The organism is Arcticibacter sp., from assembly GCF_045629565.1.
Lineage (GTDB): Bacteria > Bacteroidota > Bacteroidia > Sphingobacteriales > Sphingobacteriaceae > Arcticibacter.
Map to the genome: position 1 here is coordinate 1 of NZ_JAZQRL010000058.1, position 19,316 is coordinate 19,316.

Consider the following 19,316-nt stretch of genomic DNA (forward strand, 5'->3'; position numbering starts at 1 on the left):
GACTTTTTTCTCTGGAATCCTGGTTGAAGGGTTTTCTCGCAAAAGGACGATCTCCGCTTGCTCTGCGTTCCTGTCCTCTTTCGTCTGACGATGGTCTCTCAGACCTTGCCGGGCGATCCCCGAACGACTTTTTACGGTCGCCGTCAAACTTTCTTTTGTTTTCTGTGTTTGACCTTTCCTGACGATCGTTCTTTGAACTTGCGTCGAAACGGTTGTTATTGAAGGACTTGTCCTCGCGACTTTTCCGATTGTTACTATTTGGCATGTTATACTGCTAACCTATTTAAATGGGGTGCAAAGTTAGTCAAAATTTAACAATTAAATCTGTATAGTGTTTGCTAATAAGTTTGGCCGAAAACTGTGAAAAATTGCGTATTAACCCCCTGGTTTTTAGGGTATAAAACATAAGTGCTTGTGTATCACATATATATTGCTTACCTTTGTAATCTTTTTAATAATAAACATAGTAAGGTACGCATGATTAAGAAACATTTGATCGCGTGTATTGCAGTTGTTCTGATCACCGTTTTAGCAAAAGTGGGTATCAGCAAAACTTCAGTAACACACGTTAAGTCGTTTCCACAAAAAGTGGATGTCCCTTCTCCCCGCGACGAAAAAGAATCATCCCCTGTCATCTCATTTGAGTTTGCCAGTGAGGAAATACCGGTACAGCACGTAAAGGTTTCCCAGAGGATGAAAAAGTATTTAAAAGCCAGCAGTTATGAGCATATTCAGACAAACCGGTTGCATCACAAAGCTGCCCGCTGGTTTCCTGTAATTGAGCCGATACTCGAGCAGTACGGCATTCCGGAAGATTTCAAATACCTTCCTTTGGTAGAGAGTGGCTTAAGTGGAGGTACGTCTCCTAAAGGAGCCTCCGGCTACTGGCAGTTTATGCCCCAAACGGCAAGAAGTTACGGGCTGGTGGTTAACCGTTCCCGTGACGACCGGCAGAACATGAGAAAGTCTACCGTTGCTGCAGCAAAGTATTTACGCGACTTGTATAAGGAGTTCAATAACTGGACCCTTGTTGCAGCTGCATATAATGTAGGTGAAAATAGTTTAAAGAGACAAATTGCGGTCCAGGGACATGACAATTACTTTAAACTGAAGTTAAACAGGGAAACAGCTTCTTATGTCTACAAGCTGGCTTCCATGAAAGAAGTGATTGAAAATCCGATTAAATACGGATTTGCAAGACGAGGAGAGAGCCTGCTAGCACGTGATGCGCAACAGCCGAAACACCGGGTTATCGATCCTATTACCGAGCGCAACGCCATCGATGCGCTTAATCTTCTCAGGAAACAAGACCTTTAGATCTTTGTTAAATTTTTAGAGCGAAGGTTCTGATGCTAACTTCTGGGGAGAAATATGCGTCAGGGCCTTCGCTCCTAAAATTACAAACGAGGCTGTATATTACAGACTATTACGCGATCTTTATCGTCAATATTTCAAGAGATACAAATTAATGAATAAAAGCACACCAGATCTTGGCGAGCAAAGTGAGGTAGAGGTCTACGGAGCCAGGGTTCACAACCTTAAAAATATTGATGTATCCTTTCCAAGGAACCAGCTGGTAGTCATTACCGGCCTCAGTGGAAGCGGGAAGTCATCCTTGGCCTTCGATACCATATACGCTGAGGGACAAAGGCGTTACATGGAAACCTTTAGCGCCTATTCCAGGCAATTCCTGGGTGGTATGGAACGTCCCGATGTCGACAAAATATCCGGGCTGAGTCCCGTCATTGCCATCGAACAAAAAACGACGTCTAAAAACCCGCGTTCTACCGTCGGAACCATTACCGAGATCTATGACTTCATGCGGTTGTTATTCGCCAGAACAGCTGACGCTTATTCGTACGTAACGGGTAAGAAGATGGAGCGCATGTCTGAAGATCAGATGCTCCGGAGTATTCTGCAGCAGTTTGACGGCAAAGCAGTCAACGTGCTTGCCCCGGTGGTCAAGGGCCGTAAAGGTCACTACCGCGAACTTTTCGAACAGATCCGGAAGCAGGGCTACCTGAAGGTTCGTGTGGACGGCGAAATCGTCGACCTCACTCCTAAAATGCAGTTGGACCGATACCGCATACACGACATTGAGATGGTAGTAGACAGGTTGAACGTGACCGATAAGGACGCTAAACGTCTCTACAGTTCCATCCAGTCAGCCCTGAAAATCGCGAAAGGCATCATCAAGATCGCTGATCAGGATAATAATGAGTTCTTTTTTAGTAAGTACCTGATGGATCCTGAATCCGGTATATCCTATGATGAGCCACAACCTAACACATTTTCGTTCAACTCGCCTTACGGTGCCTGCGAACGATGTGACGGCCTCGGTTCCATCTATGAGATAGACGAATCATCGGTTGTTCCCGACCCAAAGCTCAGCATTACGAAAGGGGGCCTGGCGCCTATCGGAGAGTACAGGGAAACCTGGATCTTCCAAATGCTGAAGGCTCTTGGCAAGAAGAAGGAGTTTTCCTTATCCGATCCTATTGAAAAGCTACCTAAAGAGATTCTGGAAATTATACTGCACGGCTCTGATGAGCTGCTGACTGTTCCGGTACAATACAATAAGTGGAATGTTCAGAATTATCAGGTAACATTCGACGGCATCATCAAGATGCTCGAAGAGCAGTCGGAGAAAAAAGCCGAAGACATGCTGAAAGACCTGGATGACTTCCGCGTGCTGAAGGTTTGTCCCGTATGTCATGGTGCCAGACTGAAAAAAGAATCCCTTCATTTCAAAGTTGGCGAAAAGAATATCTATGAGCTCGCCTCTATGGATATCAACAGCCTGTCGCTTTGGTTTGATGAGGTAGAATCCCGTCTTAATGAGCGTCAGGGAATTATTGCAAAGGAAATATTGAAGGAGATCCGCTCCAGACTAGGTTTCCTCCTCGACGTAGGCTTAAACTATCTGACACTTAACAGAACGGCCAAAACACTGTCCGGAGGAGAGGCGCAGCGCATCCGCCTGGCTACTCAGATCGGATCTCAGCTCGTTAATGTGCTTTATATACTGGATGAACCGAGTATCGGACTGCATCAGCGGGACAATGCACGCCTCATTTCGGCCCTTAAAAACCTTCGTGATATTGGCAATTCCGTGCTCGTCGTAGAGCACGATAAGGATATGATCCTCGAAGCAGATCATGTAATCGATATGGGGCCGGCAGCCGGAGTGCATGGCGGACAAGTAGTCGCCCAGGGCACTCCCGCAGAAGTGAAACTGGCGAAAACACTTACGAACGCCTATCTCAGCGGAGAAAAGGAAATTGCTATACCTGCTGAAAGGCGGAAAGGCACCGGTGAACAGCTGGTCCTCCGGAATGCCACAGGGAACAACCTGCGTAACGTAACCGTATCTTTTCCTCTTGGAAAGCTGATCTGTGTTACCGGTGTGTCTGGAAGCGGTAAATCCAGTCTGATTGCCGAAACACTGTACCCGATACTCAACAAACATTTCTTCAGAGCGAAGAAAACACCGATGCCTTATAAGGCGATCGAAGGCCTGGAGCATATTGATAAGGTAATCGAAATTGACCAGACCCCGATAGGGCGTACACCTCGCTCCAACCCTTCTACTTATACAGGCGTGTTTTCAGACATTCGTAACCTTTTTGTCGGCCTGCCTGAAGCAAAAATCAGGGGGTATAAACCCGGTCGCTTCTCCTTTAACGTAAAAGGCGGAAGATGCGAAACGTGTCAGGGCGCCGGAATGAAGATCATCGAAATGAACTTCCTGCCCGACGTGCAGGTTCCCTGCGAGGAGTGTAACGGCAGACGCTATAACCGCGAGACCCTCGAGGTGCGTTACAAGGGAAAATCCATCAGTGATGTGCTCGATATGAGTATAGAAGAGGCCGTGGGCTTCTTCGAACTGATTCCTTCCATTCACCGGAAGATAAAGACACTTTATGATGTCGGTCTGGGGTATATTAAGCTCGGACAATCATCCACAACGCTCTCAGGCGGTGAAGCACAACGTGTGAAACTCGCCACCGAGCTGTCTAAGAAAGATACAGGAAAAACCTTCTATATATTGGATGAGCCTACTACGGGTCTCCATTTTGAAGATATCCATGTATTGTTAGGGGTACTAAACCGCCTGGTAGATCACGGAAATACCATTCTGGTTATTGAGCACAACCTGGATGTGGTGAAGGTGGCAGATTGGGTAATCGACCTCGGTCCTGAAGGTGGTGCCGGTGGAGGGCAGGTGCTCTTCGAAGGAACGCCGGAAGGCCTTACCCAAGTGAAAAAGAGTTTTACCGGACAGTTTTTAAAGCTAGAAATGCAACGTTAGATAAGCTATGGAAAATCTCCTTACTACTGAACAAATGCGTTCTTCAGACGCGCACACCATCGGGTCGGCAAAGATCAGTTCCATTGACCTGATGGAAAAGGCGGGCAAAGCGTTTGTCAGTTCCTTTGTAAGGGAATTTTCCGAAAAGTACAATAAAATAGCGGTTTACTGTGGCACGGGAAATAACGGAGGTGATGGTCTGGCAATCGCGCGTATGCTTTACGACGAAGGATACCATGCCGTTGACGTGAAGATCATTCGCTTTACAGAAAAAAGCAGCGCAGACTTCCTTGTCAATCTGAAAGCGCTCCATTCCTATAAAATCCCGGTACAGGAAGTACGGGATGCTGCCGATCTGGTTAACGAGCCCGCAGTGCTCATCATAGACGCCATGTTAGGGTCAGGCCTGAACAAGCCTCTTGGCGGAAAGTGGAAGGAGCTCGTTGAGAAGATCAATTCCTGGAGGAAGAAGGTCGTAGCCGTAGACATGCCGACAGGTTTCAGGGCCGAAGGGCCTCTCGCTGCGGATGATTGCGTTGTTTATGCCAAATTAGCCATTACATTTCAACGGCCGAAAATCAACTTTCTGCTGCCAGAATCGGCATACTTCCTTGAAGAGCACCGTGTAGTAGATATTGGCCTCGACGAATCCTATATACAGTCCCTTGACTCACCTTATAAGTTCGTTGAAAAGGAAGATATCACTTGTCGCCTCGTCAGGCGGGCGCGCTTCAGCCACAAAGGAACCTACGGACACGCCTTGATTGTGGCGGGTTCACCCGAAACGATGGGCGCTGCGCTGCTAAGCGCAGAAGCCAGTTTATATACCGGCGCAGGCCTCACCACGGCATGTATACCTGAGGAAGGCCTCACTGCCTTAAACAGCAGAACACCCGAAGTTATGGCGCTTATCAGGAATGAGGGCCGGGAACTGGAAATAGAATACACGCAATATAGTTGTTTGGGTATTGGTCCTGGTTTAGGAACCGGAGCTGCCAGCCTTAAACTTCTTACTAAGGTCATGCGAACCTATCAGAAGCCGACAGTATTAGATGCCGATGCTCTGAACCTGATTGCCGACCATTACGAGCTGGTGCAGCTTATACCAGAAGGATCTGTACTTACACCACACATGAAAGAGTTCGACCGGTTGTTTGGTGAACATCAGTCCTGGTGGCAGCGCCTGGAAACTGGTCGTGACCGCGCCAGTACATTAGGTTGTACCATCGTTTTGAAGAACCGGTATACCATCGTTTTTCTACCCAACGGAACATGCCTGTTTAACCCAACAGGAAGTCCGGCAATGGCAACCGGTGGTATGGGCGATGTGCTGACGGGCATGATTACCTCTTTAATCGCTCAAGGCTATAAGCCGGAAGACGCAGCTATGCTGGGTGTATATCTGCATGGTGCAGTCGGTGAAAGTAGTACCGACTACGTTATCCCCGCCTCAGAATTACTGCGAAGGCTACCATCAGCCATCGCTGGCTATCTTACCTGATCAAAAAGATGTTTTTCTGCGTGGTAGGAAGAACGTACCAACGGTCCGCTTTCTACATATTTGAATCCCATATCCTGACCAATTTCCTTGTACTTGGCAAACTGATCCGGGTGTATCCAGTCTATTACCGGGTGGTGGTTCTTAGTAGGCTGGAGGTACTGACCGAGAGTCAAGATGTGAACACCCGTATCAGCAAGATCCTGCATCGTCTCGATAACGTCGGCCTCTGTTTCGCCAAGTCCAAGCATAATGCCCGACTTGGTACGTAGTCCAAATTCAGATATACGTTTCAATGCTTCCATACTGCGGTCGTATTTTGCCTGAATGCGAACTTCTCTGGTAAGCCGTCTTACAGTTTCGATATTATGTGAAATGACTTCAGGGCGTTCTTCGCAAACGCGGTAGAGATTATCCCATATGCCTCTGAAATCAGGGATAAGCGTTTCCATAGTGGTTTCCGGGCTTTCCCGCCGAACAGCACGGATCGTTTCAGCCCAAATGATGGAACCTCCATCCTTTAGATCGTCACGGTCTACAGAAGTAATAACCGCATGTTTAACGCTCATTAATTTGATTGAACTCGCTACGCGGTTAGGCTCGTCGAGGTCGACCGCCAGCGGACGTCCTGTAGCCACTGCGCAAAAAGAGCAGGAGCGCGTGCAGATATTGCCAAGGATCATAAATGTAGCGGTACCAGCACCCCAGCATTCGCCCATATTGGGGCAATTGCCGCTTTCACATATCGTGTGAAGCTTATGAGTATCCACTAATCCTCTTACATTTGCATATTCTTTTCCCACGGGCAGTTTCACCCTTAGCCAATTTGGTCTCCTCTGAGTTTGGTTGGCAGGTATTACCGGCAATTCAATCATAGTACAAATGTAATTAATTAGATCTAAGATATCCGCTACGGGCTAGTGGAATATGACAATCTGCTTAGATGATATCAGGAAATATGTGCGGATGCCAGCTCGCCGGAGATTTCTCCATGTGATGCATGATAGATGCAGATACCATCCTTCAGGAGAAGTAACTGAGGAGACTCATGATCAACGTTGAAAATATCAGCCACTGCGCCCGAAACATCCCTGTGCCTGATTAAATCAAGAAAGTATAGGGGAGTGCCTTCAGGGATAGCATCCTCGTCTAGTTCAAACCTTTTTCTGGCCATCATGCTGATGGAGCAACGTGTGCTGTGCTTAAATATAATGCTATAACCAGGAGCATTTTTAATGTCCTGTAATTGTTGTATAGATTCTAGTTGGATCCAGTTCATAGGAAAAGTATTGATTGAAGAAACGACCCGTTACCTTCGGGACTTGGGATATGAGTTATATGCGGGACATAACTTGTTCGAACACGACTGTAAGCAGGTGGATAGTATAATCAAAACCACCAGGCCAAGAAAAGTTCTTTTCATGAGCAAATGAGATGAAACCATATCAGTAACAAGCTGGCTTCGGCTTTTGTTTATTTTAATGAACGTTGAAGATCTGCCATTAGTATGGCAGAAGCCGCAGCTTCTGTACCTTTATTTCCGTGTTTACCGCCAGCTCTTTCCTGTGCCTGTTCCAGATTGAGGGTGGTAAGGACGCCAAAGATCACAGGAACACTGTGTTTGATACCGACGTTGGCAATTCCGTTGGCCACACCACTACAGATATAGTCAAAATGAGGAGTGTCTCCCTGAATGATGCAGCCCAGGCAAATAACAGCGTCAACTTTTTTTGAGCTCAGCATCATCTCTGCGCCGGCAATCAGTTCATAACTGCCCGGTACGGCAACCGATATAATATGGTCTTCGTGAGTACCTTGCTGGATGAGCATATCATAAGCACCCTGGTACAAAGCGCCGGTCACTTCTGCATTCCACTGAGCGGTGATAATTGCGAACTTGAAGTCAGCTGATGACGGAATAGTAGTATGAGAAAAGTCGGAAAGATTTTTTAGATGAGTTGCCATAGTGTATAAATAAAAAATGGTTACCCTGAAGATAACCATTTCGTATAATGTTAAGGTGTGGTATTATAAAGCAGCTTCCGCACGAGCGATATAAGCATCTACAACGGATGCTTCGTAGCTTGTTGGATACTTGTCTTTGATTTTTTTGTACGCGTCTGCGGCCGCTTTAAAATCTTTTTGCTCTTCATATACCAGGCCTAGTTTCTTTAAGAAAAGAGGAGCGGTAAAAGTGTTGTCTGATTTATCAGCCGCCTTTTTATAGTAAGTGATTGATTTATCGTATTGTTTCAGTTCGGAATGTGCATCTCCCATCATGCCCAGAACCAATGGGTCGATAACCGGACTGCCGGTACTGCTGTAGTTTCCTAAAGCGTCGATGGCTTTTTCAAACTCTCCTTTTTGCAGGTATAATCCGCCCAGGTATGCGTTAGCGAGATTTGCAGATTTTGTACTGGAGTATTCTTCTGCTATCGTTTCAAATCCGGGATAAGAACCGTCACCTTTGATCGCCCTGTCTGCAAGAGAGTCAACTGCTACATATTCTTCTGCCTTAAACATTTCGTTGGCAGCGGTTTTTGCACGAGGTGCCAGGTAAAATTGCTGATACCCGATGTACAGTAATATAAGTGCTACTATAGCTCCACCAATGATTGCCAGACTTTTCTTATTCTCTTGCACAAAACTTCCTGGGTTATTTATCATGTTTGATTGAGTTGTAGTATCCGTTTGATTTGTCGCCATTTGCGTTAGTTAAAGTTTGCAAAAATACATTTTTAAGGGTTACTGTCAAGTGATCGGCAGAAGAAAAGAGGAATTGTTTCAAAAAGTTGAAAATTATGGGTTTGTGTTGGTCGAAAAGAAGTCGTATCACCAGCAACGGAAGATCCTCCTGTGCTCTGCTTATGGTCACCTTGCGGCTACCTTTGAGGCAGCTGGGGGGCAGCTGGGGGGCAGCTTGGGGGTAAAGCCAGGATGCGGCCACACTGTACCCACAGTGTAGCCACCTTTTCCTGTAAAAACGTGGCTACACCGTGGCTGCAGCGTGGGTACAGTGTGGTTACACCCACCATCTGCTAGCCATCTGGTAGCTATCTGCTAGCCATCTGATAGCCAGGTGGCTGCCCGATGGTAGGAGGCAAAGAGGTAACGGTACCAAAAGGATCTGTCTTTACCATCGAGGCATCTACGAAGCAGCGTGAAGTTCTCCATAAGTCAACCAGCCATCCGAATCAATACTTGCATAATCAATTCAATAATTAGCTATATACTTTGATTTTATATAGGTTTGTAACAGATCGTATGTGGCTGGAGAAATTAACTTTACTGAATTTTAAGAATTACGAAGAAGCAGAGCTGCTGCTCTCGCCAACGGTAAACGCCTTCACGGGGGATAATGGAGCGGGAAAAACCAATTTGTTGGATGCGATCCATTACCTTTCCCTATGTAAGAGTTATTTCAACCCGATCGATACACAGCAGATAAGGACCCATGCTGATTTCTTTATGGTACAGGGTTCTTTTGACAAAGACGGTGCCAGGGAGGTGATCTCCTGTTCGCTGAAACGTAACCAAAAGAAGCAGTTCAGAAGGAATAAAAAGGAATATCAACGTCTGGCTGATCATATCGGCCTCTTTCCTTCGGTTATGATTTCGCCAAATGATGTGGACATCATCACAGAGGGTAGTGAGGAGCGTCGCCGCTTTGTAGATAATGTGATTTCCCAAACCGATGCGCAATATCTCGACGAACTGATTGTGTATAACAAAAACCTGCTGAACCGGAATGCTATGCTGAAGTCGATCGCCGAGCGGGGCAGCTACGATCCGGAGCTGCTGTCTATTCTGGATGATCAGCTTGTCGTCTCAGGGCAGAAGATCTTTGAGAAAAGGAAAGACTTTATGGCAGTGTTTATTCCTGTTTTTCAAAAGCATTATCAGTACCTGACCGAAGATGCCGAACAGGCGGAGCTGAAATATGAATCTCCTTTATTTGATCATGACTTTCATGACCTGCTGAGAAGCTCTGTGGAACGGGACCGCTTTTTGCAGCGCACCACTATCGGTATTCATAAAGATGACCTCAACTTTACGGTGCACGGAATGCCGATGAAAAAGTTTGGATCACAGGGTCAGCAGAAGTCTTTTCTGATAGCATTGAAATTAGCGCAATATAGTTTCCTTCAGTTGAAGAAGGGTTATAAGCCTTTGCTTTTGCTGGACGATATCTTCGATAAGCTAGATGATAAACGAATCAGGAAACTGATGACCATGGTTTCTCATGATGATTTCGGACAGATATTTATTACGGATACAAGCCGTGAACGAATTGAAGGAATATTTGCCGCGATCGGTGTTGAGTTGACTACTTTTGTTGTGTCAAAAGGGACAGTAAGCCATGAGAAAAACGAATGATAAGCCGATTAAGGAAGCTATTGAGCAGATGTTGCAGGTTTATAAGCTTAAAAGGAAGTTTGACGAAACATCTTTGGTAGCTGCCTGGCCCGAAATGATGGGTTCTGCTGTCGCTAACCGGACGCGGCAGCTGTATATCCGGGAAAAGAAGTTGTTCATTCGCGTGGAATCGTCTGTTTTGAAAAATGAACTGGTGATGATCAGGTCTCAGATTCTTGAAAAAATGAACGAGCGGGCCGGTAGTCAGGTGCTCGAAGAAATAGTATTCCTATAAATAGCAAAGGGCTCCTGTTCAAGGAGCCTTTGCTATTTATATATAGGGAAAGGGAATTAGTTGTAAGAGCTAGCAACATGAGTGATTTTCCAGCCATTTGACGTGTTTTGCATGGTTACGTAGTTCACTTTTGTAAAGTTTTTATACTTCATGTTCACTTTAACAAGGGCCTGAGCCTGATTTTGCTCCAGTACTTTGTAGCTGCTTACGCAGTTCTGCTTTACATTTTCGATGTCTTTTAATGATTTTACGACCTCTGACTTGCCAAAGGTTACTACCCTGTCGGCTCTTGTACTGCTGAATTTGACGTCTGAGTCCAACAGTGCCGGAAGTTCTTTGATGTCGCCGTTTGCCATTGCGTCGATGTATGTTTCTACAGCATAGGTCATAATAAATCTTTTCTTGTTTGGCTCTCCGGCTGCAAAGGCGCTCATGGATAAAGTGATTAAGAATGCTGCGGTTAGCGTTTGTAGGGTTTTCATATCAGTGAGTTTTAAGTTTTTTGTTCCGTTTTGTTGAATCAAAAGTAGAACAGAAAACACGGCATGAAAACCTGTATTAGGCCAGTAAAGGAAAGTTTTCGGTAAACGACCTATTTGGGTCGGCGAAAAAGTACAGAAAGTTCGTCAGCGGCCTCAGACCGGACTTTTTAGGGGCGGCCGACTCTCTAAACAGACTGCCAGGGGTAACTCTTGTTTGTGATCGGCTAATTCAATGCTTTCCCGCAAACTGATTGTTCTGTGCGTAAAGGTGGCAGGTTTAGTACAGAGGAAATAGACGGAACGCTGCCTGCGTTATGCCGTAGGGATCGGTTTAGAGGCGGATAGAAGGAAGTGAGAAAAAAGAGAAAGGAGAGGAAGGTAACGAGGTCCGCATACCTTCCTCTGTTTATTTCGAAAGTTTCTTAGAAACGCTCTAGCTGAGAGAAGAAAAAGTTTCCTTCGATCTCTGCATTTTCGTCTGAATCAGATCCGTGAACAGCGTTCGCGTCAATTGATTTAGCGTATTTATTACGGATAGTTCCAGGCTCTGCTTTAGCAGGATCTGTTGCGCCGATCAGTTTACGGAAATCTTCTACTGCGTTATCTTTCTCCAGGATCGCTGCGATGATAGGACCAGAACTCATGAAAGAAACAAGATCTGCGTAGAAAGGACGCTCTTTGTGAACTGCATAAAATGCACCCGCTGTTTCGGCTGATAATTTAGTGTATTTTAATGCGATGATTTTGAATCCCCCCTTCGTGATATCATCAAGAATAGCTCCCATGTGGCCGTTAGATACGCCATCTGGTTTAATCATTGTAAATGTTCTGTTTGTTGCCATCGTTTTTTTTATATTGCTGCAAAATTATGATTTTAATTGGAGCATAAAAGATTTTAGCAAAGTAAATGGGCGGGATCATGCGCGGAACATATGAAATTATTGGGTTTTGTAACGTCAAGGTTTTTAATAGCTTTGCATTTCTTTAAATAAATGATGCCAGAGATAAACTCCCTTAAAGAAATATTGGCTTACCCCAAGCGAATTGTTATTACCACCCATCATAAGCCAGATGGAGACGCAATGGGCTCATCTTTGGGGCTTTACAACTACCTGATCCAAAAAGGGCATCATGTAAAGGTAATTACGCCGTCAGACTATCCTACTTTTCTTCAATGGTTACCTAATAACCCCGAGGTGCTGGTCTATCCGCATCAGGAGGAGGTGTGCGCAACGCATATTGCTGAGGCAGAACTTATCTTTTGCCTTGACTTCAATGCATTGAGCAGGATCTATGATATGGCAACGCCTGTTGAACAGTCGTCTGCGCTGAAGGTGATGATTGATCATCACCTGGAACCTCAGGATTTTGATGATTACCGATACTGGAGCATTAACGCTTGTTCAACCGCTCAGCTGGTATATGAGTTTATCTGCAAGGTGATGGAGGAGGAGGATCTGATTAATAAAGACGTGGCCACCTGTCTGTATACAGGGATCATGACAGACTCCGGCTCATTCCGCTTTCCGACTACAACCCCGGCAGTGCATATTATTGTTGCAGATCTGATTACCAGGGGTGCTGAGAATTGGAAAATACATCAGCTGGTATACGATAACTTCTCAGAAAGCCGTTTACGGTTCTTGGGCTATTGCTTGTTGAACAAACTGGAAGTATTACCTGAGTATAATGCTGCGCTTATCTATGTCTCTGCAGAGGAGCTGGAAAGGTTCGCGATTACCACGGGTGATTCGGAAGGGCTGGTAAACTATGCCTTGACGATTAATGGAATCCGCCTGGCAGCGCTTATCATTGAGCGTCCGGATCTGGTAAAGCTGTCGTTGCGCTCTACCGGTGATTTCCCGGCCAACGAAATATGCAAGAAATATTTCAAGGGCGGAGGGCACCGGAATGCAGCAGGAGGTCAGTCGGATTTATCGCTGGATGCGACAGTTGCCAAGTTTAAAGAAATTCTTGTTGAATATAAAAGTCTATTAATACAGTAACCACAAAATAAAATGAACAAAAGCTTAATTATGTTGGGAGTTGCAGCGTTAGCGTTTACTAGCTGCAAACAGTTTAAAAAAGGTGAGGGGGATATGCAGTATATTATCCACCAGGATAAAGATGGTGAGGTAATCAAAGAAGGTGACTTCGTTGCATTGCATGCTGTTCAGAAAACTGAAGAAGATTCGGTTTTATCTAATTCATACGATTACGACAGACCTATGTTTGTTGCGCAGCAGAAGTCTGCATTTAAGGGTGATATCTATGCGGCGCTTGCCATGCTGAGCGAAGGCGATAGTGCTACATTCAAAATTAACCTGGATTCTCTTCAGGCTAAGATGAATATGCCTAAGCCGGAAAACACGAAAGGCAAGTATATGATCTTCACTTTTAAAGTGGACAAGGTTATTCCTAAAGGGACGATGACCGACAGCCTTTTCCAGGGTAAGGTTGACGAATACCTGAAAGCTGAGGTGGCTAAAGCAAAAGACCAGGAGGCTGGTAAAATAAGCGCTTATCTGGCAAAAAATGATTTGAAGCCCACCGTTACCGCTTCAGGATTGAACTATGTGGTTGAAAAAGAAGGTTCAGGTGCTAAGCCCGCTGTTGGTGATACCGTTAAGCTGAACTATACAGGTAGCTTCCTTACAGGAAAGGTATTTGATACCAGCGTACTGGAAACCGCAAAGAAAACTCCGGGATTATTTAACCCTATGCGTCCTTACGAGCCTATGAAGGTTCCTGCAGGCGTAAACGCTACTATTCCTGGTTTTGATGAAGGTTTATTGTTGCTTTCTAAAGGCAGCAAGGTTAAGTTTATCATTCCGTCGAAGTTAGCGTACGGCGAGCAGGGAAGCCAGATCATCCCTCCGTTCATGCCGCTGGTGTTTGAAATGGAAGTGCTTGATATCATAAAACCGGTTCCTGGTTCTGCAGCTCCTGCGGCTCAATTGCCTCCCGGCCATTCTGCTGGAGATGGTCACGGACACTAATTAGATATTTTTAAGTTATAGAAATAGTATATCCGGCTGGCTAATACCCAGCCGGATTTTTATTATAAGTTTTTATTATTATTGTTATGATGAGATCGCAACATGTGATTATTGCTCTTCTGATGTTACTGTCCGCACAGGGCTTTAGCCAATCCAGGAAGAAATCGGCTAAAACTAAAAAAACGGAGGCCGCACAGCCACAGAATAATGTGGTGACACTGCCTAATGGCGTTTCTTATGAAATCCTGACGAAGAGTGCAGGTGAGAAAATAAAATTGAAGGATGTAATTACCTTCAATTTTATTCAGAAGACAGACAGAGATTCTGTTTTGTTCAATTCATTTGATGCCGGAAGGCCGGTTACCTTAGCTGTAGACTCCAGTCGTAATATTTCTGACCTGATGTATTTCTTTCCGTTGATGGCGGAGAAAGATAGTGCCTTGGTGAAAATTCCGGCTGACTCTTTGTTCAGGGACGGCCAGATGGAGCGCCCCCCTTTCTTCCCGGTGGGAAGCAGTCTTCAGTTTGTGATCAAGGTTGAGAAGGTGCAGTCGATGGAGCAGGCAATGGCCGAGCGCCAGAAGATGCTTGATGCCCAGGCAAAAGTTGCAGATTCGCTGAAGGTGAATGAACTGGGTAATCTGGACGCTTTCGTTTCGAAAAATCATCTTAAGATGACTTCTACACCTTCAGGTTTGAGATATGCAATTTTACGGCCTTCGGCGAAAGCCTGTCCCGTAGCAGGAGACACCGTCTTCGTTAACTATGTGGGCCGCACGCTCAGCGGGAAGGTGTTTGATTCGAGTATTGAGGCGGAAGCCAAGAAAGGCGGACTGGAGCAACCGGGACGTAATTACGAGCCGATTAGCTTTGTTGTAGGCGAGAGTGAGGTGATCCCTGGCTGGGATGAAGGTTTACTATTGCTGAATGAAGGTGCAAAGGCGCGCTTTCTGATACCCTCAAGTTTAGCTTACGGACCCCGGGGAGCAGGGCAGGACATTGCCCCTTTCAGTACGCTCGATTTTGAAGTGGAGCTGGTGAAAGTCAATCGGGTGAAGAAAGCGGTGCAGGGGCCCAAGAAGGCTCCGGCCGTTGGTAAGCCAGCAAAGCCAAAACTAAAGGCGCCCATCAAGAGCGCTCCTGTAAAGAAGACATCAGTCGTATCAAAAAAGAAATAGTTCTGTCAACTTGTCATTTGCGGCCATTTCTTTACTGCTTTGGTGGACGGTAAGCTATGACAAAGTGCTTAATTAAAAGCTTGGCATAAGCATTGATAACTAAAAGTGTTATTGATTTCAAAGAATTTAATAGAGAATATAATATGTCAAAGATTATTGGTATCGACTTAGGAACAACAAACTCTTGCGTTGCCGTAATGGAAGGTAATGAGCCTGTAGTTATAGCCAACAGCGAGGGAAAACGCACAACACCATCGATTGTTGCGTTTGTTGAAAACGGAGAGCGTAAGGTAGGAGATCCTGCAAAGCGTCAGGCAATTACAAACCCTACGAAAACGATTTATTCGATCAAGCGTTTCATGGGAAATGGCTTCAATGAAGTGTCTCGTGAGCTGGAGCGTGTGCCTTATACGGTAGTTAAAGGTGATAACAACACTCCTCGTGTTGATATAGACGGCCGTAAATATACTCCTCAGGAGATCTCTGCGATGATCCTTCAGAAAATGAAGAAGACTGCTGAAGATTTCTTAGGCCATGAAGTTACAGAAGCTGTTATCACTGTACCTGCATATTTTAACGATGCTCAGCGTCAGGCTACGAAAGAAGCTGGTGAAATTGCTGGTCTTAACGTGAAGAGAATTATCAACGAACCGACTGCTGCTGCTTTAGCGTACGGTTTGGATAAAGCTCACAAAGATATGAAGATCGCAGTATTTGACTGTGGTGGTGGTACACATGACGTTTCTATCCTGGAGTTAGGTGACGGTGTATTTGAAGTTAAGTCAACCGATGGTGATACTCACCTGGGTGGTGATGACTTTGATCAGGTGATCATTGACTGGTTAGCTGCAGAATTCAAAGCGGAGAACGGAATGGACCTTGCAAAAGATCCAATGGCTCTTCAACGTTTGAAAGAAGCTGCTGAAAAAGCGAAAATTGAGCTTTCGAGTTCAACTCAAACCGAGGTAAACCTTCCGTATATCACAGCAGACCAAAGTGGTCCTAAACACTTGGTTCGTACGTTAAGTCGCGCGAAGTTTGAGCAACTGGCAGACAGTCTGATCAAACGTACTATAGATCCTTGCCGCTCAGCACTAAAGAACGCTGGCTTATCTACTTCAGATATCGATGAGATTATCCTGGTAGGTGGTTCTACGCGTATCCCGGCTATCGTGGACGCTGTTAAAGCTTTCTTTGGAAAAGAGCCTTCAAAAGGTGTTAACCCGGATGAGGTTGTGGCTATTGGTGCAGCTATTCAGGGTGGTGTTTTGACAGGAGAAGTGAAGGATGTATTGCTTCTGGATGTTACTCCACTTTCATTAGGTATTGAAACGATGGGTGGTGTAATGACAAAATTAATTGAGTCTAACACAACCATCCCTAGTAAGAAGTCAGAGACATTCTCTACCGCTTCTGATAACCAGCCTTCAGTAGAGATCCACATCCTCCAGGGTGAGCGTCCGATGGCTAACCAGAACCGTACGATTGGTCGTTTCCACTTAGATGGACTTCCACCAGCACCTCGTGGTGTGCCTCAAATCGAAGTAACCTTCGACATTGACGCCAACGGTATCCTGCATGTGTCTGCTAAAGACAAGGCAACTGGTAAAGAGCAAAAAATTCGTATTGAGGCTTCTTCCGGTCTGACAGATGAAGAGATCAAGAAGATGAAAGAAGAGGCAGAAGCAAATGCTGAATCTGACAAAAAAGCGAAGGAAGAAATCGACAAGTTGAATTCAGCTGACGCACTGATATTCTCAACTGAGAAGCAGTTGAAAGAATACGGTGATAAGGTTCCTGCTGAAAAGAAAGCTCCTATCGAAAGTGCTTTGGCTAAGTTGAAAGATGCTTATGCAGCTAAAAACTTTGCTGATATCGATGTAGCTCAGGAAGAATTGCAGACGGCATGGACTGCTGCTTCTGAAGATATGTATAAAGGTACTCAGGACCCAGGTGCACAGGGTGCAGCTAACCCAGGTGCCGGAGCTACTGGCGGAAACGCAAGTAACAGTGGTGATACAGTTACTGACGTTGACTTCGAAGAGGTTAAGTAATACAATAATAATGTCATATAAAAAGCCGTTTCAGTTTACTGAAGCGGCTTTTTTGTTTCTAATGAACGATATTTGCATTAATGATTTTTACTGATACGCATACGCACCTTTACTATGAAACGGATACGGAAGGCCGGAAGTTATTAATGGATCGTTGCTTTGAGAATGATGTAACGAGGCTATTCCTGCCCAATGTAGACAGCGAGTCACTGGAACTGGTGGCTGGTTTAACGAATGAATATCCTGAACATTGTTTTCCGATGATCGGGCTTCATCCATGCCATGTTAAAGAAAATTACCTGGAGGAACTGAAGTTCTTGGAGAACAGCAGGCTGCCCGGTGTGGTCGCCATTGGTGAGATCGGGATTGACCTGTACTGGGATAAGTCAACACTTGTTCAACAGCAGGATGCTTTCCGCAAGCAGATCAAGTGGGCAAAGGATCTGGATCTTCCGATCGTGATTCATTGCCGTGAGGCTTTTGATGAGGTCTATAAAATTCTGCTGGAAGAAAGGGATGAAAAGCTGAGGGGAATTTTTCATTGTTTTTCGGGAACTCTGGAGCAGGCCCATCGTATACTGGAGCTGGGCTTTTATCTGGGGATCGGCGGAGTATTGACCTATAAGAATTCAGGGCTCGACAAGGTGGTGCAAGAGATTGACCTGCATCATATTGTTTTGGAAACTGATTCTCCATATTTGGCACCGGTTCCTTTCAGAGGTAAAACGAACGAAAGCAGTTACTTGCCATACATCGCTGCAAAGGTTGCGGCGATCAAAAATTTACGGATTGAGGAGGTCGCTGCTGTCACTACTGAGAATTCAAAAAGAATATTTGGTATTTGATAAATGCATTCCTTTTTTATCTTTAACAAAAAAACAGAGCTGAGCTAAGATGACAAAGGTACTCATTATTTATACCGGGGGAACCATAGGTATGGTTCAGGACAAGGTTACGGGTACGTTAATGCCTCTTGACTTCAACTTAATTACTGAGAATGTTCCGGAATTAAGGCGCCTGAATTATGAGATAACGGTTCACTCTTTTGCTGAGATTATTGACTCTTCGAACATGACACCGGAGGTCTGGATAGAGCTTGCAGATATTATAGAGCGTAATTATGCTTTATATGACGGCTTTGTAGTTCTTCACGGATCTGACACGATGGCCTTTACGGCCTCCGCACTGAGCTTCATGTTGGAGGGATTAAATAAGCCGGTAATCTTCACGGGGTCTCAGCTTCCGATAGGGGAGATACGTACAGATGCTAAGGAAAACCTTATAACGGCTCTTGAGATTGCTTCGGCGAAGCAGAATGGCAAGGCGCGTGTGCCGGAGGTTTGTATTTATTTTGACTTCCAGCTTTTTAGGGGAAACCGCGCATTCAAATATAATTCGGCGAAGTTTGAAGCTTTCAGGTCACCTAATTATCCGGTGCTTGCAGAGGCTGGTGTTCATCTGCGATACAATGATTCGAGCATCAGGAAATGTGACGAGTGTATTTTCAGGGTGCATAAGAAGCTGAATAATGCCATCGCCGTGTTGAAACTTTATCCGGGCATTAGCCAGGAGACTGTCAAGGCCATTGTCAATTCAGCTACGGATGCGATTATTCTGGAAACGTTTGGTGCCGGTAATACATCTACTGATGAATGGTTCCTGAAATGTCTGCAATCGGCCATTGATAAGGGAAAGGTTGTTCTGGATATATCTCAGTGTAAAGTAGGCACAGTAGAACTCGGGAGATATGAAACCAGCCGTCCGCTGAAGGATATGGGCGTGGCCAGTGGTTTTGACATGACGTATGAGGCGGCTGTTACGAAGCTTATGTTTTTGCTGGGAAGGGGCTTTACAGCGGAGCGCATTACGCATTTGTTGGAAACCAACCTACGCGGAGAGCTGAGTAAAACCTCACCTGTTTCGTCTAAAACGGTATTTTAATATTTATTTTGCAAAGCTTGGTTAGTTTTGACGGAAATTCTTAGTTTTGCGTCCCACCAAAGGAGAGGTGTCTGAGTGGTCGAAAGAGCACGCCTGGAAAGTGTGTATACCTCAAAAGGGTATCGAGGGTTCGAATCCCTCCCTCTCCGCATGAGTGAAAAAGCGCTGACTTCAGCGCTTTTTTGTTTTTTCTGTTTCTGT

The 19,316-nt window shown here is 45.3% G+C and carries 17 protein-coding genes, 1 tRNA gene and 1 pseudogene; 12 read left to right on the top strand and 7 right to left on the bottom strand.

Annotation, left to right across the window (positions count from 1 at the left end; translation table 11 throughout):
* Positions 1-265: pseudogene (locus ACKI5J_RS07330) on the bottom strand (hypothetical protein); the annotation flags it as partial.
* 212 nt (positions 266-477) lie between these two features.
* Here ACKI5J_RS07330 and ACKI5J_RS07335 point away from each other — a divergent pair.
* From ACKI5J_RS07335 to ACKI5J_RS07345, 3 genes are all read left to right on the top strand, one after another.
* Complete coding sequence (locus tag ACKI5J_RS07335) at positions 478-1,317, top strand: lytic transglycosylase domain-containing protein (protein WP_407428037.1); 840 nt, start codon at positions 478-480, stop codon at positions 1,315-1,317.
* Positions 1,318-1,468: 151 nt separating this feature from the next.
* Positions 1,469-4,312 carry an excinuclease ABC subunit UvrA gene (gene uvrA, locus ACKI5J_RS07340; protein ID WP_407428039.1) on the top strand — a complete coding sequence of 948 codons (2,844 nt, stop codon included), beginning with the start codon at positions 1,469-1,471 and terminating at the stop codon, positions 4,310-4,312.
* 7 nt (positions 4,313-4,319) lie between these two features.
* The gene (locus ACKI5J_RS07345; protein WP_407428041.1) at positions 4,320-5,813 is read left to right on the top strand and encodes an NAD(P)H-hydrate dehydratase; all 1,494 of its coding nucleotides are present in this window, start codon (positions 4,320-4,322) and stop codon (positions 5,811-5,813) included.
* Here the strand turns inward: ACKI5J_RS07345 and lipA are convergent.
* The 4 genes from lipA to ACKI5J_RS07365 all read right to left on the bottom strand — a co-directional run bounded on the left by lipA (position 5,801) and on the right by ACKI5J_RS07365 (position 8,516).
* Positions 5,801-6,685, bottom strand: a complete 885-nt coding sequence (lipA, locus tag ACKI5J_RS07350; RefSeq protein ID WP_407428043.1) for a lipoyl synthase — start codon at positions 6,683-6,685, stop codon at positions 5,801-5,803. The two genes, ACKI5J_RS07345 and lipA, sit on opposite strands and share 13 nt — an antisense overlap.
* A 74-nt stretch (positions 6,686-6,759) precedes the next feature.
* Positions 6,760-7,089 carry a bacillithiol system redox-active protein YtxJ gene (gene ytxJ / locus ACKI5J_RS07355; protein WP_407428045.1) on the bottom strand — a complete coding sequence of 110 codons (330 nt, stop codon included), beginning with the start codon at positions 7,087-7,089 and terminating at the stop codon, positions 6,760-6,762.
* Positions 7,090-7,283: 194 nt separating this feature from the next.
* On the bottom strand, positions 7,284-7,775 hold the full coding sequence (ribH, locus tag ACKI5J_RS07360; protein ID WP_407428047.1) for a 6,7-dimethyl-8-ribityllumazine synthase: 492 nt from the start codon (positions 7,773-7,775) through the stop codon (positions 7,284-7,286).
* A gap of 63 nt (positions 7,776-7,838) precedes the next feature.
* Entirely contained in the window at positions 7,839-8,516 is a 678-nt protein-coding gene (locus ACKI5J_RS07365) for a tetratricopeptide repeat protein (protein ID WP_407428049.1), read from the bottom strand.
* A 558-nt stretch (positions 8,517-9,074) separates the two neighbouring features.
* On the opposite strand from ACKI5J_RS07365, the gene recF reads away from it, so the two are divergent.
* Both recF and ACKI5J_RS07375 read left to right on the top strand, forming a co-directional pair.
* Positions 9,075-10,187, top strand: coding sequence for a DNA replication/repair protein RecF (gene recF / locus ACKI5J_RS07370; protein ID WP_407428051.1), 1,113 nt, complete (start codon positions 9,075-9,077; stop codon positions 10,185-10,187).
* The gene (locus ACKI5J_RS07375; RefSeq protein ID WP_407428053.1) at positions 10,171-10,461 is read left to right on the top strand and encodes a DUF721 domain-containing protein; all 291 of its coding nucleotides are present in this window, start codon (positions 10,171-10,173) and stop codon (positions 10,459-10,461) included. Before recF ends, ACKI5J_RS07375 begins: the two co-directional genes overlap by 17 nt.
* Positions 10,462-10,517: 56 nt before the next feature.
* Here the strand turns inward: ACKI5J_RS07375 and ACKI5J_RS07380 are convergent, their stop codons facing one another.
* A complete protein-coding gene (locus ACKI5J_RS07380) occupies positions 10,518-10,943 on the bottom strand; it encodes a nuclear transport factor 2 family protein (RefSeq protein ID WP_407428055.1) in 426 nt (141 codons plus the stop codon).
* Positions 10,944-11,365: 422 nt separating this feature from the next.
* On the bottom strand, positions 11,366-11,785 hold the full coding sequence (locus ACKI5J_RS07385; RefSeq protein ID WP_407428057.1) for a nucleoside-diphosphate kinase: 420 nt from the start codon (positions 11,783-11,785) through the stop codon (positions 11,366-11,368).
* A gap of 153 nt (positions 11,786-11,938) precedes the next feature.
* Between ACKI5J_RS07385 and ACKI5J_RS07390 the strand changes: the two genes are divergently transcribed.
* The 7 genes from ACKI5J_RS07390 (at position 11,939) to ACKI5J_RS07420 (ending at position 19,264) form a co-directional block, all read left to right on the top strand.
* Positions 11,939-12,949, top strand: a complete 1,011-nt coding sequence (locus tag ACKI5J_RS07390) for a DHH family phosphoesterase (RefSeq protein WP_407428083.1) — start codon at positions 11,939-11,941, stop codon at positions 12,947-12,949.
* A 12-nt stretch (positions 12,950-12,961) separates the two neighbouring features.
* On the top strand, positions 12,962-13,942 hold the full coding sequence (locus ACKI5J_RS07395; RefSeq protein WP_407428059.1) for an FKBP-type peptidyl-prolyl cis-trans isomerase: 981 nt from the start codon (positions 12,962-12,964) through the stop codon (positions 13,940-13,942).
* Between the two features lie 86 nt (positions 13,943-14,028).
* Positions 14,029-15,120, top strand: a complete 1,092-nt coding sequence (locus ACKI5J_RS07400; protein ID WP_407428061.1) for an FKBP-type peptidyl-prolyl cis-trans isomerase — start codon at positions 14,029-14,031, stop codon at positions 15,118-15,120.
* A 143-nt stretch (positions 15,121-15,263) separates the two neighbouring features.
* The gene (gene dnaK / locus ACKI5J_RS07405) at positions 15,264-17,174 is read left to right on the top strand and encodes a molecular chaperone DnaK (RefSeq protein WP_407428063.1); all 1,911 of its coding nucleotides are present in this window, start codon (positions 15,264-15,266) and stop codon (positions 17,172-17,174) included.
* An 80-nt stretch (positions 17,175-17,254) separates the two neighbouring features.
* Positions 17,255-18,019 carry a TatD family hydrolase gene (locus ACKI5J_RS07410; protein WP_407428065.1) on the top strand — a complete coding sequence of 255 codons (765 nt, stop codon included), beginning with the start codon at positions 17,255-17,257 and terminating at the stop codon, positions 18,017-18,019.
* A gap of 49 nt (positions 18,020-18,068) precedes the next feature.
* Positions 18,069-19,115 carry an asparaginase gene (locus tag ACKI5J_RS07415; protein ID WP_407428067.1) on the top strand — a complete coding sequence of 349 codons (1,047 nt, stop codon included), beginning with the start codon at positions 18,069-18,071 and terminating at the stop codon, positions 19,113-19,115.
* A gap of 61 nt (positions 19,116-19,176) precedes the next feature.
* Positions 19,177-19,264, top strand: a tRNA-Ser gene (locus ACKI5J_RS07420).
* The last annotated feature ends 52 nt before the right edge of the window (positions 19,265-19,316 follow it).

What these genes read in the sequence shown, in the direction of transcription:
- ACKI5J_RS07415 (WP_407428067.1), top strand. Translation starts at nt 18,069, where the DNA reads ATGACAAAGGTACTCATTATTTATACCGGGGGAACCATAGGTATGGTT.
- ACKI5J_RS07380 (WP_407428055.1), bottom strand. Translation starts at nt 10,943, where the DNA reads ATGAAAACCCTACAAACGCTAACCGCAGCATTCTTAATCACTTTATCC.
- ACKI5J_RS07410 (WP_407428065.1), top strand. Translation starts at nt 17,255, where the DNA reads ATGATTTTTACTGATACGCATACGCACCTTTACTATGAAACGGATACG.
- lipA (WP_407428043.1), bottom strand. Translation starts at nt 6,685, where the DNA reads ATGATTGAATTGCCGGTAATACCTGCCAACCAAACTCAGAGGAGACCA.
- ACKI5J_RS07390 (WP_407428083.1), top strand. Translation starts at nt 11,939, where the DNA reads ATGCCAGAGATAAACTCCCTTAAAGAAATATTGGCTTACCCCAAGCGA.
- ACKI5J_RS07335 (WP_407428037.1), top strand. Translation starts at nt 478, where the DNA reads ATGATTAAGAAACATTTGATCGCGTGTATTGCAGTTGTTCTGATCACC.
- ACKI5J_RS07365 (WP_407428049.1), bottom strand. Translation starts at nt 8,516, where the DNA reads ATGGCGACAAATCAAACGGATACTACAACTCAATCAAACATGATAAAT.
- ACKI5J_RS07345 (WP_407428041.1), top strand. Translation starts at nt 4,320, where the DNA reads ATGGAAAATCTCCTTACTACTGAACAAATGCGTTCTTCAGACGCGCAC.
- ACKI5J_RS07395 (WP_407428059.1), top strand. Translation starts at nt 12,962, where the DNA reads ATGAACAAAAGCTTAATTATGTTGGGAGTTGCAGCGTTAGCGTTTACT.
- dnaK (WP_407428063.1), top strand. Translation starts at nt 15,264, where the DNA reads ATGTCAAAGATTATTGGTATCGACTTAGGAACAACAAACTCTTGCGTT.
- recF (WP_407428051.1), top strand. Translation starts at nt 9,075, where the DNA reads ATGTGGCTGGAGAAATTAACTTTACTGAATTTTAAGAATTACGAAGAA.
- uvrA (WP_407428039.1), top strand. Translation starts at nt 1,469, where the DNA reads ATGAATAAAAGCACACCAGATCTTGGCGAGCAAAGTGAGGTAGAGGTC.
- ACKI5J_RS07385 (WP_407428057.1), bottom strand. Translation starts at nt 11,785, where the DNA reads ATGGCAACAAACAGAACATTTACAATGATTAAACCAGATGGCGTATCT.
- ACKI5J_RS07375 (WP_407428053.1), top strand. Translation starts at nt 10,171, where the DNA reads ATGAGAAAAACGAATGATAAGCCGATTAAGGAAGCTATTGAGCAGATG.
- ribH (WP_407428047.1), bottom strand. Translation starts at nt 7,775, where the DNA reads ATGGCAACTCATCTAAAAAATCTTTCCGACTTTTCTCATACTACTATT.
- ACKI5J_RS07400 (WP_407428061.1), top strand. Translation starts at nt 14,029, where the DNA reads ATGATGAGATCGCAACATGTGATTATTGCTCTTCTGATGTTACTGTCC.
- ytxJ (WP_407428045.1), bottom strand. Translation starts at nt 7,089, where the DNA reads ATGAACTGGATCCAACTAGAATCTATACAACAATTACAGGACATTAAA.